Here is a 14,003-nt window from a genome sequence, read left to right on the forward strand (position 1 = left end):
CGTGAACTCCAGGCTGTCCGGGCACGACGACCCAGCCAACCTTTACCGACCAAACAGTGACCTGACCTGCACGGACAGTGAAAGTGGCAGCAAAGGTCCCTTGCTCCCCCGGACAGCGGCGGGCGAGGGCGGCGGGTGGCCTATTTTCGGTCTCTTGATCGAGACAGTGACCCATCACCTAGTGCGCCACGCCTCACACAGGCCAGTTCCATCACACGGCTGCGACCGAGGGGGTTAGCCTGGTAGGCGCATCAGCGGTGTTCAAGATCTCGAGACGGATAGAGGCGAGTCCAAGCCGTGTCCAGCAGCAGCCCTGCGTCACAATTCGGCCCCAACGAGTGGGTCGTCGAGGAAATGTACGACCAGTTCCTTGCCGACCCCAGCTCAGTCGATGCCGCCTGGCACGACTTCTTCGCGGACTTCAAGCCAACGCAGGACGCGCAGACGAAGGCCGACGACGCACGTCAGAACTCCGGAGACCCCGGCAACGAGGGTCCCGGCGCCAACGGCCAGGCCGCCGCCACGCCGTCGGCGCAGACAGTCCGCAACGCCGAGTCCACCGCGAAGCAGACCGCGCCGAGGAGCGCCCCCGCGAAGGCCGCCGCACCCAAGGCGGCGGCCCCCGCGGCCGCGCCCAAGGCGGCGGAGAAGGCCCCCGCCAAGCCGGCCGAGAAGGACGCCGAGGCGGAGTCGAAGCAGCTCCGCGGCGCCGCGGCGGCGATCGCGAAGAACATGGACGCCTCGCTGTCCGTGCCGACGGCCACGAGTGTGCGCGCCGTCCCGGCGAAGCTGATGGCCGACAACCGCATCGTCATCAACAACCACCTCAAGCGCACGCGCGGCGGCAAGATCTCCTTCACGCACCTCATCGGCTACGCGATGGTCCGGGCGCTGAAGAACTTCCCGAACATGAACCGGCACTACCAGCTGATCGACGGGAAGCCGTTCGCGATCACACCGGAGCACGTGAACTTCGGTCTCGCGATCGACATGAAGGGCAAGGAAGGCTCCCGCACGCTCGTCGTGGCCTCCATCAAGGCCACCGAGAACATGACCTTCATGCAGTTCTGGCAGGCCTACGAGGAGATCGTCAAGAAGGCCCGCAACGGCAAGCTGACCGCCGACGACTTCGCCGGCACCACGATCTCGCTGACCAACCCCGGCGGCATCGGCACCAACCACTCGGTGCCGCGTCTGCAGGCGGGCCAGGGCGCGATCATCGGCGTCGGCGCCATGCAGTACCCGGCGCATTTCGAGGGCACCAGCGAGAAGGCGCTGGTCGACCTCGGCGTCTCGAAGATCATGACGCTGACCTCGACGTATGACCACCGCATCATCCAGGGCGCGGAGTCGGGCGAGTTCCTCAAGCGCATCCACGAGCTGCTGCTCGGCGAGGACGGCTTCTACGACGACGTCTTCACCAGCCTGCGCCTGCCGTACGAGCCGATCCGCTGGGTCGCCGACATCCCGGACGGCCCGGTCGACAAGACCGCGCGCGTCATCGAGCTGATCGACGCCTTCCGCATGCGCGGTCACCTGATGGCCGACACCGACCCGCTCAACTACCGGCAGCGCAGCCACGCCGACCTCGACGTCCTCTCCCATGGCCTGACCCTGTGGGACCTGGACCGCGAGTTCCCGGTCGGCGGCTTCGCCGGCCAGGAGCGGATGAAGCTGCGCGACATCCTCGGCGTGCTGCGCAACTCCTACTGCCGCACCGTCGGCATCGAGTACACGCACATCCTCGACCCCGAGGAGCGCCGCTGGATCCAGGACCGCGTCGAGATCCCGCACGAGAAGCCGGACCCCGCGGTCCAGAAGTACGTGCTCTCGAAGCTCAACGCCGCCGAGGCGTTCGAGACCTTCCTGCAGACCAAGTACGTCGGCCAGAAGCGATTCTCCCTCGAAGGCGGCGAGACGGCGATCCCGCTGCTGGACACGCTGCTGGACAAGGCCGCCGAGCACGAACTCGACGAGGTCGTCATCGGCATGCCGCACCGCGGCCGCCTGAACGTGCTCGCGAACATCGTCGGCAAGCCGATCGCGCAGATCTTCCAGGAGTTCGAGGGCAACCTCGACCCGGGTCAGGCGCACGGTTCCGGTGACGTGAAGTACCACCTCGGCGCCGAGGGCAAATACTTCCGCATGTTCGGCGACGGCGAGACCAAGGTGTCGCTGACCGCGAACCCGTCGCACCTGGAGACCGTCGACCCGGTCCTCGAGGGCATCGTCCGCGCGAAGCAGGACATCCTCGACAAAGGTGGCGAGGGCTTCACCGTCCTCCCGGTCCTCATGCACGGCGACGCGGCCTTCGCGGGCCAGGGTGTCGTGGCCGAGACCCTGAACCTGGCGCTGCTGCGCGGCTACCGCACCGGCGGCACCGTGCACGTCATCGTCAACAACCAGGTCGGCTTCACCACCGCGCCCGAGCACTCGCGTTCGAGCCAGTACGCCACCGACGTCGCGAAGATGATCGGCTCGCCGATCTTCCACGTGAACGGTGACGACCCCGAGGCCGCGCACTGGGTGGCCAAGCTGGCCGTCGACTACCGCCAGGCGTTCCACAAGGACGTCGTGATCGACCTGATCTGCTACCGCCGCCGCGGCCACAACGAGGGCGACGACCCCTCGATGACGCAGCCGGCGATGTACGACATCATCGACACGAAGCGTTCGGTCCGGAAGACCTACACCGAATCGCTGATCGGCCGCGGCGACATCTCCGTCGAAGAGGCCGAAGCCGCGTTGCGCGACTTCTCCAGCCAGCTGGAGCACGTCTTCAACGAGGTCCGCGAGCTGGAGAAGCACCCGGCGAAGGCCAGCCCCTCGGTCGAAGAGGAGCAGCAGGTCCCGGCCAAGGTGCCCACCGCGACCACCACCGAGGTCATCGAGCACATCGGCGACGCGTTCCTCAACGTGCCCGAGGGCTTCACCCCGCACCCGCGGGTCAAGCCGGTCATGGAGCGCCGTCACAAGATGTCCCGCGAAGGCGGCATCGACTGGGCGTTCGGTGAGCTGCTCGCCTTCGGTTCGCTGGCCATGGAAGGCCGCCTCGTGCGGCTGTCCGGTCAGGACTCCCGCCGCGGCACCTTCACCCAGCGCCACTCGGTGCTGATCGACCGCAAGACCGGCCAGGAGTACTCGCCGCTGGCCAGCCTCGCCGAGAACCAGGGCCGCGTGATGATCTACGACTCGGCGCTGTCCGAGTACGCGGCGGTCGGCTTCGAATACGGCTACTCCGTGGCCAACTCCGAAGCGCTGGTCATGTGGGAAGCGCAGTTCGGTGACTTCGTCAACGGCGCGCAGACCGTCATCGACGAGTACATCTCCTCCGGCGAGGCCAAGTGGGGCCAGCTCTCCGACGTCGTGCTGCTGCTGCCGCACGGCCACGAAGGCCAGGGCCCGGACCACACCTCCGGCCGCATCGAGCGCTTCCTCTCGCTGTGCGCGGAGGGCTCGATGACCGTCGCGGTGCCGTCGACCCCGGCGAACTACTTCCACCTGCTCCGCCGCCACGCCCTCGACGGGGTGAACCGGCCGCTGATCACCTTCACCCCGAAGTCGATGCTGCGGAACAAGGCGGCGACCTCGGCGGTCGAGGACTTCACCGGGCAGACGAAGTTCATGTCGGTCATCGACGACGCCGTCGTCGACCCGTCGAAGGTCCGCAAGGTCCTGCTGACGTCCGGCAAGCTGTACTGGGAGCTGGTGGCCGAGCGCACGAAGCGCGAGGCGAACGACGTCGCGATCGTGCGCGTCGAGCAGTACTACCCGCTGCCGAAGAAGAAGCTGCTGGCGGCACTGGAGCGGTACAACGGCGCTCCCGCGGTCTGGGTCCAGGAGGAGCCGGAGAACCAGGGCGCGTGGCCGTTCTTCGGCCTGAACCTGCCCCGGAAGCTCCCGGAGGTGTTCTCCAACCTGGATGTCGTGTCGCGTCGTCCGATGGCCGCCCCGTCGGCCGGTTCGTCCAAGGTGCACGAGGTCGAGCAGAAGGCGCTGATCGCGCGGGCGTTCGACTGATCGCCTAGAAGTACATGAAGGCCCCCTTCCTTGCGCCTGTCGCAAGGAAGGGGGCCTTCATGTACTTGGGGTGTCGAAAACGGCGAGTCCCGTTCGTGTAGGGGGCAAACGACCGAAGGAGACACCATGAACACCCTGCTCGACGGCCTCAAGCTCCCCGAATCCGCCCGCTGGCACGACGGCCGTCTCTGGCTGGCGAACTGGGGCGCCGGCGAGATCCTCGCCGTCACGCCCGGCGGCGAAAGCGAAGTCATCGCGAACGTGCCGGCCGCGATGCCACTCACGTTCGACTGGCTGCCCGACGGCCGCCTCCTCATCGTCGACGGCCCGAACGCGCGCCTGCTGAACGCCGGCCTGAGCCGCTACGCCGATCTGAGCGGCATCGCCGCCCTGTGGAACGAGGTCGCCGTCGACGGCCGCGGAAACGCCTTCGTCAACGGCACGAACGACTTCCAGTCGCCCGGCGTCATCGCCGTCGTCACCCCGGACGGCGAGGTGCGCCAGGTCGCCGACGGGATCCTGTTCGGCAACGGCATGGTCGTCACACCCGACGGCGGGACGCTGATCGTCGCCGAGTCGTACGGCAACCGGCTCACCGCGTTCGACATCGCCGAAGACGGTTCGCTGTCCGGCAGGCGGGTGTGGGCCGAACTCGGCGGCGATCACCCGGACGGCATCTGCCTGGACGCCGAAGGAGCCGTTTGGTACGCGGACGTCGCGAGCAAGCACTGCGTCCGCGTCCGCGAAGGAGGCGAAGTGCTGCAGAAGGTCGAAGCCGACCGTGGCTGCTTCTCCTGCGTGCTCGGCGGCGAGGACGGGCGTTCGCTCTACGTCCTCGCCGCGGAGTGGCACGGCTGGGAGAACCCGTTCGGCGACGGGCCGACCGGGCAGGTCCAGGTCACCGAGGTCGGTTAACCGATCGCCTCGGAGGTCGCCCTGGCCATCTTCAGTGCGTTCTCCTTGCACACCGTCTGGTTGACCGTCCCGGACGGGTTCGGGCCGGTCACGATGATCTCGCCCTCGACGTTGCCCTGGTAGAACTTGATCTGGCACTGGCTCGGCGAATCGAGCTTGGTGTGCACGGCTTTGGTGGACTTCGCCATGGTGGGGATGAGGACGCCGCCGTCGGTCACGGCGTTCTCGACCCCGGCCTTGGCCCACGCCTCCCCCGCGCCCGAACCCGGCTCCTTCGACTTCGACAGGTACATCGAGACGGTCGCCGACGGCGCGTTCGGTTCACGCCAGGAGCAGGACGAACGTGTGTAGGTGATCTCGTCGTTCGACGTGCTCGCCGGTTCCTCGCCCTTCGGCGTTTCGAGCGGCGGCAGGTTCCGCACCTTGCCGCCGATCTTTTCGCAGCCGGGCATCGAGGAGTACTTGTCCGGCGGGCCGCTCTTCTTGGACGAGGTCGGTGAAGCGGTCGACGACGAGCCGGAGTCGGACAGCAACAGGAAGGCCGCGACCCCACCACCGCCGAGCAGCACCACCGCGCCGAGGATGAGCCCGACGATCAGTCCGGTGTTCGACTTCTTGGGCGGCGGCCCGTATCCGGGCTGCGGGTAGCCGGGGTATCCCTGCGGTGGATACGGCTGCTGAGGTCCCTGCTGGTAGGGCGGTCCGGGCTGCATGCGGAGAGGTTAAAGCCTCACGACGGTCCTTAGTGGACGAATGCCGCAACTGGGCGCCGAATCACCCTCCGGGTACGTGAAGGCCCCCTTCCCAGCAGGAGGAAGGGGGCCTTCACGTACTCCAGGGGTGGATCAGACGGTCAACGACCAGCTGTTGAGCGAGCCGGTGTCGATCCGGTACACGTCCTGAACCTTCAGCTTCCACGCGCCGTTCGCGGCCTCGGCCGAGGCGTTCACGGTGTAGGTGGTGTTGATGTTGTCGGACGAGTCGCCGCTCGAACCCTTCAGGCGGTACGAGGTGCCATCGGGCGCGACCAGGTCGATGACCAGGTCACCGACGTAGGTGTGCGTGATGTTCACCGCGACCTTGGTGGTGCCCGAAGCGTTGCGGGCGCAGTTGGCGACCGTGATGGTGCTGGTCACCGCGGCACCGGCGTCGGGGATGGCGACGACGCCGCTGTTGGTCTGCGTGCCGCACGGGGTCGGCTCGGGGCCGGGGCCACCGCCGCTGCCGGTGTTGAGCAGCACGTTCGGCGAACCGGTGCCCGGGTTGGTCACCTTGCCCTTGACGCCGGCGTTGACCAGCGCGTCGCGGACCTGAGCGGGCGTCGCCGACGGGTTGGCGGAGGCGTACAGGGCCGCCGCGCCCACGACGTGCGGGGTCGCCATCGAGGTGCCGCTGATGGTGTTGGTGCCGTTGTTCAGCCAGGTCGACGTGATGCCGCTGCCCGGCGCGAAGATGTCGAGGCAGGTGCCGATGTTGGAGAAGTCGGACCGGGCGTCGGTGTTGGTGGTCGAACCGACGGTGATCGCCTCGGGCGTGCGGGCGGGGGAGCTGTTGCACGCGTTGGCGCCGTAGTCGTTACCGGCCGCGACACCGTAGGTGACACCCGACGCGATCGACCGCTGCACGGCCTGGTCGAGGGTCGTCGAAGCGCCGCCACCGAGGCTCATGTTCGCGACGGCGGGCTTGACGGCGTTGGCGGTCACCCAGTCGACACCGGCGATGACGCCGGCGGTCGTGCCGGAACCGGAGCAGTTCAGCACGCGGACGGCGACGAGCTTGACGCCCTTGGCCAGACCGTGCGCGGTACCGCCGATGGTGCCGGCGACGTGGGTGCCGTGGCCCTGGCAGTCCGTGGCGTCGTTGTCGTTGTCGACGGTGTCACGGCCGTGGGTCGCGCGCCCGCCGAAGTCGGGGTGCGTGGTGAGGATGCCGGTGTCGACGACGTACGCGGTGACGTTCGACGCCGTGGTGCTGTAGCTGTACTTCTGGTCCAGCGGAAGGCTCTGCTGGTCGACCCGGTCCAGGCCCCACGACGGCGGGTTCAGCTGGTCCGTCGAGATCGAGACGGTCTGGTTCTGCTCCACGTACGCGACGGCGGGGTCGGCGGCGACGCGCTTCGCCTGCTTTTCGGTCAGCGCACCGGAGAAGCCACGGACCGAAGACGCGAAGGTCTTCTCGACCGTGCCGCCGTGGCGCTGGGTCACGCTCTTCGCGGTGGCTTCGACCGACGAGCCGTCCTTCAGTACGACGATGTAGCTGTCCTTGATCGCCTTGGCGCTGCCGGCGTTGACGATCGAACCTTCCGCCGCCGACACGACGGTGGTGCCGCCGAGCGCGGTCAGCACCGCGACGGCCGCGGCCACACCGAAGGCGGGCAGTCGTCTCTTCAAGGTTCCCAGGGAATTGTTCAAGATATTCCTCCCAGGCAGGGTCGACCCACGGGCATGAAGAAGCCCGCCGGATCGTTGGGGTGAATCAGAGGTGAACCGCGTTCCACTTAGGAGCGCAGGCTGAGACTAAGTCGCGTTTTCACCCCAAGGAAGACCTTGCATTACGGACATCCCGGTAGTAATGGGCACCGCGTCGGCGCAGCTCGGGCACCGTTCAGCCCCCGCCTTTAGTCGCGTTTTGCGCCCGTACGGCCCACGAAGAATTGGGGATCCGCACATCTGGTGGTCGTTTCCCCGCCCTCCTGGCGTTTCACGCACGGGGAAGTACACACGGATGGCCGCCTACTAAAGTCGTGACGTCGGCGGGCGGAAAACGATTTCCATCCTACCTTCGGATGGAGCACACTCGGGCACATGCTGCTCCGACAGGAAATCCCGGCCGATCGCGAGGCGATCCACGCCGTGCATCTGGCCGCGTTCGCGAAACTCAGTGTCCCGGTGGTCGAGGCGAAACTCGTCGACGAGCTACGGGAGGACGGCGACCTGATCGGCGCACTGTCCATCGTGGCCGAACGCGACGGGAAGGTCGTCGGGCACGTCTGTTGCAGCCCGTCGAAACTCGGCGGCGACGAGAAGTCGACGGTCGGCCTCGGCCCGCTCGGCGTCCTGCCCGAGTACCACGCCTCCGGCGTCGGCTCCGCGCTCGTGCACGCCGTGCTCGGCGCGGCGGACGCGCTCGGCTACGGCGCGGTGGTCCTGCTGGGCGACCCGAACTACTACTCCCGCTTCGGTTTCGTGCTCGCCGCACAGCACGGGATCACGCCGCCGGTCGCGGAATGGGCGCCGCACTTCCAGGTCCGCACCCTTCGGGCGTACACGCCGGACCTCAAGGGCGAGTTCCGCTACTCACCCGCGTTCGACCGCCTCTAGCCCCCTCCCGCGTTTCGTCCTCTGAATGCGGTAGTCGCGCACGCAAGGACCGCATTCAGAGGACGAAACGCAGGCCCGGGGGTCAGGACGGCGCCAGGAGGTTGTTCCGGCGCAGGAACTCCTCGGCGACGTCGAGCGGGTTGCGCTTCTCCTCGCTGAACTGGACGTTCAGCTCGGTCAGCTGGTCGGTCGTGAGCGCCGCCGAAACCCGGTTCAACGCGTCGACCTCCTTCGGCGACAACGTCCCCTTCGCCACGAACGGCACGATGTTCTGCGCGGGGAACATGTTCTTGTCGTCCACCAGCGGCACGAATCCGTTGGCGGCGATCGACGACGACGTGCTGAACAGGTCGGCGACCTGGATGTCGCCGGATTTCAGCGCGGCGACCGTGACCGGGCCGCCGGTGTCGGTCGTGCGGATCTCGGCGAACTCGCAGCCGTAGAGCGCCTTGATCTTGTCCTTCCAGCGGCTGCTCCACTGCCCCGGGCCGCCGAACACGAACTCCTTGCACCGCTTGCCGAGATCGGAGAAGGTCCGGATCCCGGAATCGGCGAGTTCCTTGCGCACCACCAGAAGGTCCTTGTCCTCCGCAGGCGCCTGTTCGAGGACTTCGTATCCCGACGGCAACTTCTGCTTCAGCTGCGCGTAGACGTCCTGCGGCGTGGTCGCCTGCGTGTCCTTGTCGAAGTAGCGCAACAGGTTTCCGCTGTAGTCCGGCACCACCGAGAGCGATTTGTCCTGCAGTGCCTTGACGACGACCTCGCGGCTGCCGACCGGCGGGCGCACGGTCACGTTCTCCGCGCCCGCGTTGCGCAGCGCGCCCGCGTAGATCTGGGCCAGCAGAAGACTTTCCCCGACGTCGGACGCGCCGATGATGATGTCGCCGGTCGCACCGCCCTCGGCCCCGCCGGCGAGCGGGTTGCCACAACTCGCCGTCAGCAAAGCGATCCCGGCGAACAATGCCGCCATCCGCCGCCTCATACCTTCGCCTTCTTCCCGCTCACGGCCTGTGCCAGCCGGACTCCCTTGGGCACCAGCAGTCGCTGGACACCCGCCAGCGCGAGGTCCAGCACGACGGCGAGCAACGTCGTCAGCAGCGCGCCCGCGACCACCTGCGGATAGTCCAAAATGGCCAGTCCGTCGAGCAGGAACCGGCCGAGCCCGCCCAGCCCGACGTACGCCGCCACGGCGGCCGTCGCCACCAGTTGCAGTACCGAATTCCGCACCCCGCCGAGCACCAGCGGCAGCGAGATGGGCACCTCCACCTTCCACAACCGTTGCCAGCCGGTCATTCCGATGCCCTGCGCCGCGTCGACGACGCCGTGGTCGGTCGCCTGCAGGCCCGCGTACGTCCCGGCGAGGATCGGCGGGATGGCGAGCACCACGAGGCCGATGATCGTCGAGAGCTCGCTTTCGGTGAAGAGCAGGAACAGGAAGGTCACCAGACCCAGCGTCGGCAGCGCGCGGATCGCGTTGCCGCCGCTCACCAGCAGCACCGCGCCGCGACCGGTGTGCCCGACGTAGAGGCCGAGCGGGATCGCGATGATCAGCGCGAAGACCAGTGCCAGCGCCGTGTAGCCGAGATGCTGCAGCAGCCGGGCCGGGACGCCGTCCGGGCCCTGCCAGTGGGCCGGGTCGCCGAACCAGTTCAGCACGTCGCCGATCATTTCGCCCCCGCCGTGGTCGCCACCCGGTCCCAGGGTGTGAGGAGATCGCGCAGCCGGACCAGGATCAGGTCGACGATCAGCGCGAGCAGCAGCGTCGCGACGATCCCGACGACGATCGGCGAGAAGTACTCGCGCTGGAAGCCGTCGGTGAACAGCACGCCGAGCCCGCCGGTGCCGATCAGCGCGCCGACGCTGACCAGGCTGATGTTGCTGACCGAGGCCACCCGGACGCCCGCCGCGAGCACCGGCACCGAAAGCGGCAGCTCCACGGTGAGGAAACGGCGCGCGGGTTTGTAGCCGATCGCCGTGGCCGCGGCGACGACGTGCGGCGGGACGGCGTCGAGCGCGTCCAGCACGGGGCGCACCAGGAGGGCGGCGGTGTAGACGGTGAGCGCCACGATGACGTTGACGCTGTCGAGGATCTTCGAGCCGATGATGCCCGGGATCACCACGAACAAGGCGAGCGACGGGATCGTGTACAGCAGGTTCGACAGGACGAGCAGTACGGAGCACACGGACCGGAACCGATGGCCGAGCCAGCCCGCCAGCACCGCGATCACCAGCCCCAGCACCAGCGGGACCAAAGAAAGATAGATGTGGTCGAGCAGGTCGCCGAAGAACTGCGACCTGTTGTTGGCACTGCCCAGGTAGCGGCCGAGCTCCGCGAAGAAGTCCCCCATCAGGAACTCAGCGACGGCGCTTCGATCACTTCGAGGACTTGCTGGGCTCTGACCACGCCGAGGACCTTCTGGTCGGCGTCCACCACGACACCGAGGCTCGCGGGCGATGAGAGCGCCGCGTCGAGTGCGCCCCGGATCGGCGAACCCTGGAGGTACAGCGAACCACCGGCGACGAGGTCGGTCTCCGCGAGCTCTCCGTCCACAGTGGACCCGGGACGCAGCCAGCCGCGCGGCTGCCCATCGGCGTTGACCGCGACCTGCCACTCGTCGGACGGGCCGGGGGCGGGCTTGCCGACCTCGACCCGCTTGACCTCTTCGACGACGATCCCTTCCGCCGAAAGGAAGGAAAGCCCGCGGTAGCCGCGATCCTTGCCCACGAACGACGCGACGAAATCGTCGACGGGATGCCGCAGCACCTCCGAAGGCGTGCCGTACTGCGCGAGCACCCCGCCGACGCGGAGCACCGCGATCTTGTCGCCGAGCCGCACGGCCTCGTCGATGTCGTGGGTGACGAACACGATCGTCTTGCCCAGCTGCGACTGCAGGCGCAGCAGTTCGTCCTGCAGTTCCTCGCGGACGATCGGGTCGACGGCGGAGAACGGCTCGTCCATCAGCAGCACCGGCGAATCCGCCGCGAGCGCCCGCGCGACCCCGACGCGCTGCTGCTGGCCGCCGGAAAGCTGGGCGGGGTACCGCTTGCCGAGTTCCGACGGCAGGCCGACGGTCTCGAGCAGTTCCGCCGCGCGCTTGCGCGCCTTGCCCTTGTCCCAGCCGGACAGCAGCGGCACGGTGGCGACGTTGTCCAGGACCGTCCTGTGTGGAAAGAGGCCGGCGTGCTGGATGACGTAACCGATGCCGCGGCGCAGCAGCGCCGGGTCGCCGTCGCTGACGTCCTTGCCGTCGAGCAGCACCGTGCCCGAAGTCGGCTCGACCATCCGGTTGATCATCCGCAGCGACGTGGTCTTGCCGCAGCCGGACGGCCCGACGAAGACGGTGATGGTGCCGTCCTCCACGGTGAGGTTCAGGTCGTCGACCGCGACCGTCCCGTCCGGATACCGCTTCGTCACGCCACGGAACTCGATAGTCACGTGTCTCTCCCCATGTCTGGTCGAAAAACCGTAGCCCAGATCCTGCCTGTTGGCACGGTGTCCCAGGAGGCGGGTCACTAGGCTGCAGGCCGTGAGTCTTTCCGTCGATGACGTCCTCGCGGCGCACGGTGTCCACGTGCGACCGCTCCATCAGGTGATTTCCCTGCTCCGGACGGATTGGCGTGACCTCGGCGAACTGGTCCGCGTCAGCACCGCGCCACGCCGGAGTGTCGAAGACGTCCTGAACGCACTCGGCGACGACTTGGAGCGGAACGAGTCCCGCTTGCGGCTGGCCCCCGCCGCCAGGGAGAAGTACGCGCGCTTCGGGGCACGGGACCGGAAATCCGATCCCGACCTGCTGAAGACCATCACCAGCTACGTCGAGAACGTGCCCGCGCCGCTGGCCGCGCTCGATCACGTGCAGGCGACGCCGGAGACGGTGCTGAACCGGGCGCTGTGGCTGGACGAGCGCTACGACCTCGACACGGCGAAGCTGCTGTTCCTGGGCGACCACGACCTCACTTCGCTGGCCGTGCGCGCGTTGCGGCCGGACGCGGACCTCACCGTCGTCGATCTCGACGACCGCGTGCTCTCCTACATCGACGAACTCAGCGAGCGCTCCATCCGCACGCTGCACACGGATCTGCGCGTCGGCCTGCCGCCCTCGGTGACCGGGCGGATGGACCTCGTGTTCAGTGATCCGCCTTACACCCCCGAGGGAATGGGCCTGTTCGCCGCACGCGGGGTGCAGGCGCTCGCCGAACCCTCGGACGGACGGCTGCTGCTCGCCTACGGCTACAGCCCGCGCCATCCCGCGCTGGGCGCGCAGGTGCAGCGGGCGCTCGCGACGCTCGGGCTGACCTTCGAAGCGATCCTGCCGGACTTCAACCGGTACTTCGGCGCTCAGGCGATCGGGAGCGCGGCGGACCTCTACGTCTGCCAGCCGACCGCGAAATCGAAGAAGAACCGCGGCGGCAAGGGAAAGGCCGCGATCTACACGCACGGCCCGCAGTCGGTGGAGTCCGCCGGCGCGGCCAAGCCGTCACTGCTGGACAAGCTGCACGAGATCGCCACCGAAGGCGGCCTGGCACTGGAGTCGCGGCCGGTCGACTGGTCCGTTTCCGGGCCGGAAGGCGACGCGGTCGCGATGGACCTCTCGGCCGACCCCGGCCCGTGGCTGCTGCGGACCCTGCTGGGCACCAACGCGCGACGGCTGGCGCTGCTGGTCCCGAACTCGCATCCCGATCTGACGAACGCCGAGGCGCAGGGCGCGCTCAACCGGCTGGTCGGGGCGAAGTACAAGCTGCGGTTGCTGCGGAGCACGCCGGACAACCGGCACGCCATCGTCGTCGCGGACGCCGTCGAGCACCAGGACGAACTGCTGACCAGGGCGCACGCGCGGCTGGCGAACGTCTCGCTGGACGTGCCGCCGGAGCTCACGGACGCGCGGCTGATCGACCTGCCGCGGCACCGGCTGGCGGAGCTGCTCGGCTGAGCGTGTCATCGGAACTTCATGGGCCGTTCCTAAGTTCGGTCCCATGAACCAGCCGTACGGGTTTGGCCACCCACCCGGATACCCGCCGCAACGCCCCAAGACCAGCGGCCTCGCGATCGCCACGCTCGTACTGGGCCTGGCCGGTTGCCTGGCGCTGCCGCTGCTCCCCGCGATCATCCTGGGCATCATCGCGCTCACTCAGACCGGCCCGGGGAAACAGCAGGGCCGGGGCCTGGCGATCGGCGGCCTCGCGGCCGCGGGAATCTGGACCATCGGCTGGGTCGCGCTGGTCGGGAACACCATGGGGAACCCGGACGACTACACCGCGAGCCCGTCGAGCGCGAGTTGCGCGACCCCGCCGTCCGGGCACGCGAACATCTGCACCTTGAAGCCGGGCGATTGCTTGCACCAGCCCGTGGCCGCTGTCACCAGCGTCGAACTCGCCGCGTGCGCGAGCCCGCACAGCACCGAGGTGATCGGAGCCTTCACCGCGACGGACGGCCCCTGGCCCGGCGGCGGAGAACTGAAAGCGGAAGCCTTGACCCATTGTCAGCGGATCATGGCCAAGAACGTGGACAGTCCGCGACTCAACGCGGCAGATGTCTACACCGACCTGGGCTACTTGAAGCCTGAGCGCGAAGCCTGGGAACACGGCGTGCGTACCGTCTTCTGCACGCTCGTCTCGCCCGACTCACAGCTGACCGGTTCCGTCCTAGTCCCCGGCGCCGACCTCGCCGTTCCGACCGGCTGACGTGCGCGACCCCAGATGCCAGGAACGGTCCTTTCCTTGCAAATTTCGCAAGGAAAGGACCGTTCC

General features: G+C 68.1%; 11 protein-coding genes. 5 read left to right on the top strand and 6 right to left on the bottom strand.

The features are described from left to right. Nucleotides 1-297: 297 nt before the first annotated feature. On the top strand, nt 298-4,020 hold the full coding sequence (locus tag ACSMFO_RS18525) for a multifunctional oxoglutarate decarboxylase/oxoglutarate dehydrogenase thiamine pyrophosphate-binding subunit/dihydrolipoyllysine-residue succinyltransferase subunit (protein WP_084098032.1): 3,723 nt from the start codon (nt 298-300) through the stop codon (nt 4,018-4,020). Between the two features lie 126 nt (nt 4,021-4,146). Next, nucleotides 4,147-4,935, top strand: coding sequence for an SMP-30/gluconolactonase/LRE family protein (locus ACSMFO_RS18530; RefSeq protein ID WP_436459798.1), 789 nt, complete (start codon nt 4,147-4,149; stop codon nt 4,933-4,935). Here the strand turns inward: ACSMFO_RS18530 and ACSMFO_RS18535 are convergent. Together ACSMFO_RS18535 and ACSMFO_RS18540 are read right to left on the bottom strand one after the other, a co-directional pair. Next, nucleotides 4,932-5,648, bottom strand: a complete 717-nt coding sequence (locus ACSMFO_RS18535) for a hypothetical protein (protein ID WP_360094559.1) — start codon at nt 5,646-5,648, stop codon at nt 4,932-4,934. The two genes, ACSMFO_RS18530 and ACSMFO_RS18535, sit on opposite strands and share 4 nt — an antisense overlap. Before the next feature lie 132 nt (nt 5,649-5,780). Beyond that, nucleotides 5,781-7,346: a S8 family peptidase gene (locus ACSMFO_RS18540; protein WP_436459800.1), complete on the bottom strand. Its 1,566-nt coding sequence runs from the start codon at nt 7,344-7,346 to the stop codon at nt 5,781-5,783. A gap of 393 nt (nt 7,347-7,739) precedes the next feature. Here ACSMFO_RS18540 and ACSMFO_RS18545 point away from each other — a divergent pair, with 393 nt between their 5' ends. Then, the gene (locus ACSMFO_RS18545) at nt 7,740-8,255 is read left to right on the top strand and encodes a GNAT family N-acetyltransferase (protein WP_037341096.1); all 516 of its coding nucleotides are present in this window, start codon (nt 7,740-7,742) and stop codon (nt 8,253-8,255) included. Nucleotides 8,256-8,337: 82 nt separating this feature from the next. Here the strand turns inward: ACSMFO_RS18545 and ACSMFO_RS18550 are convergent, their stop codons facing one another. Genes ACSMFO_RS18550 through ACSMFO_RS18565 form a run of 4 tightly spaced genes read right to left on the bottom strand, consistent with a single transcriptional unit; the run spans nt 8,338 to nt 11,691 of the window. Next, a complete protein-coding gene (locus tag ACSMFO_RS18550; RefSeq protein WP_436459803.1) occupies nt 8,338-9,225 on the bottom strand; it encodes an ABC transporter substrate-binding protein in 888 nt (295 codons plus the stop codon). A gap of 8 nt (nt 9,226-9,233) precedes the next feature. Beyond that, nucleotides 9,234-9,923 (bottom strand): ABC transporter permease, encoded by a 690-nt coding sequence (locus tag ACSMFO_RS18555; protein WP_436459805.1) that lies wholly within the window; start codon nt 9,921-9,923, stop codon nt 9,234-9,236. Then, nucleotides 9,920-10,603, bottom strand: a complete 684-nt coding sequence (locus ACSMFO_RS18560) for an ABC transporter permease (protein ID WP_038508677.1) — start codon at nt 10,601-10,603, stop codon at nt 9,920-9,922. Before ACSMFO_RS18560 ends, ACSMFO_RS18555 begins: the two co-directional genes overlap by 4 nt. After that, the gene (locus tag ACSMFO_RS18565; protein WP_360094553.1) at nt 10,603-11,691 is read right to left on the bottom strand and encodes an ABC transporter ATP-binding protein; all 1,089 of its coding nucleotides are present in this window, start codon (nt 11,689-11,691) and stop codon (nt 10,603-10,605) included. Before ACSMFO_RS18565 ends, ACSMFO_RS18560 begins: the two co-directional genes overlap by 1 nt. Nucleotides 11,692-11,782: 91 nt before the next feature. Between ACSMFO_RS18565 and ACSMFO_RS18570 the strand changes: the two genes are divergently transcribed. Both ACSMFO_RS18570 and ACSMFO_RS18575 read left to right on the top strand, forming a co-directional pair. After that, complete coding sequence (locus ACSMFO_RS18570; protein ID WP_436459806.1) at nt 11,783-13,186, top strand: bis-aminopropyl spermidine synthase family protein; 1,404 nt, start codon at nt 11,783-11,785, stop codon at nt 13,184-13,186. A 43-nt stretch (nt 13,187-13,229) separates the two neighbouring features. Further along, nucleotides 13,230-13,937 carry a DUF4190 domain-containing protein gene (locus tag ACSMFO_RS18575; RefSeq protein ID WP_436459807.1) on the top strand — a complete coding sequence of 236 codons (708 nt, stop codon included), beginning with the start codon at nt 13,230-13,232 and terminating at the stop codon, nt 13,935-13,937. Nucleotides 13,938-14,003 lie beyond the last annotated feature (66 nt).

The organism is Amycolatopsis sp. w19 (assembly GCF_051373225.1).
In the GTDB taxonomy this organism is placed as follows: Bacteria; Actinomycetota; Actinomycetes; order Mycobacteriales; family Pseudonocardiaceae; genus Amycolatopsis; species Amycolatopsis japonica.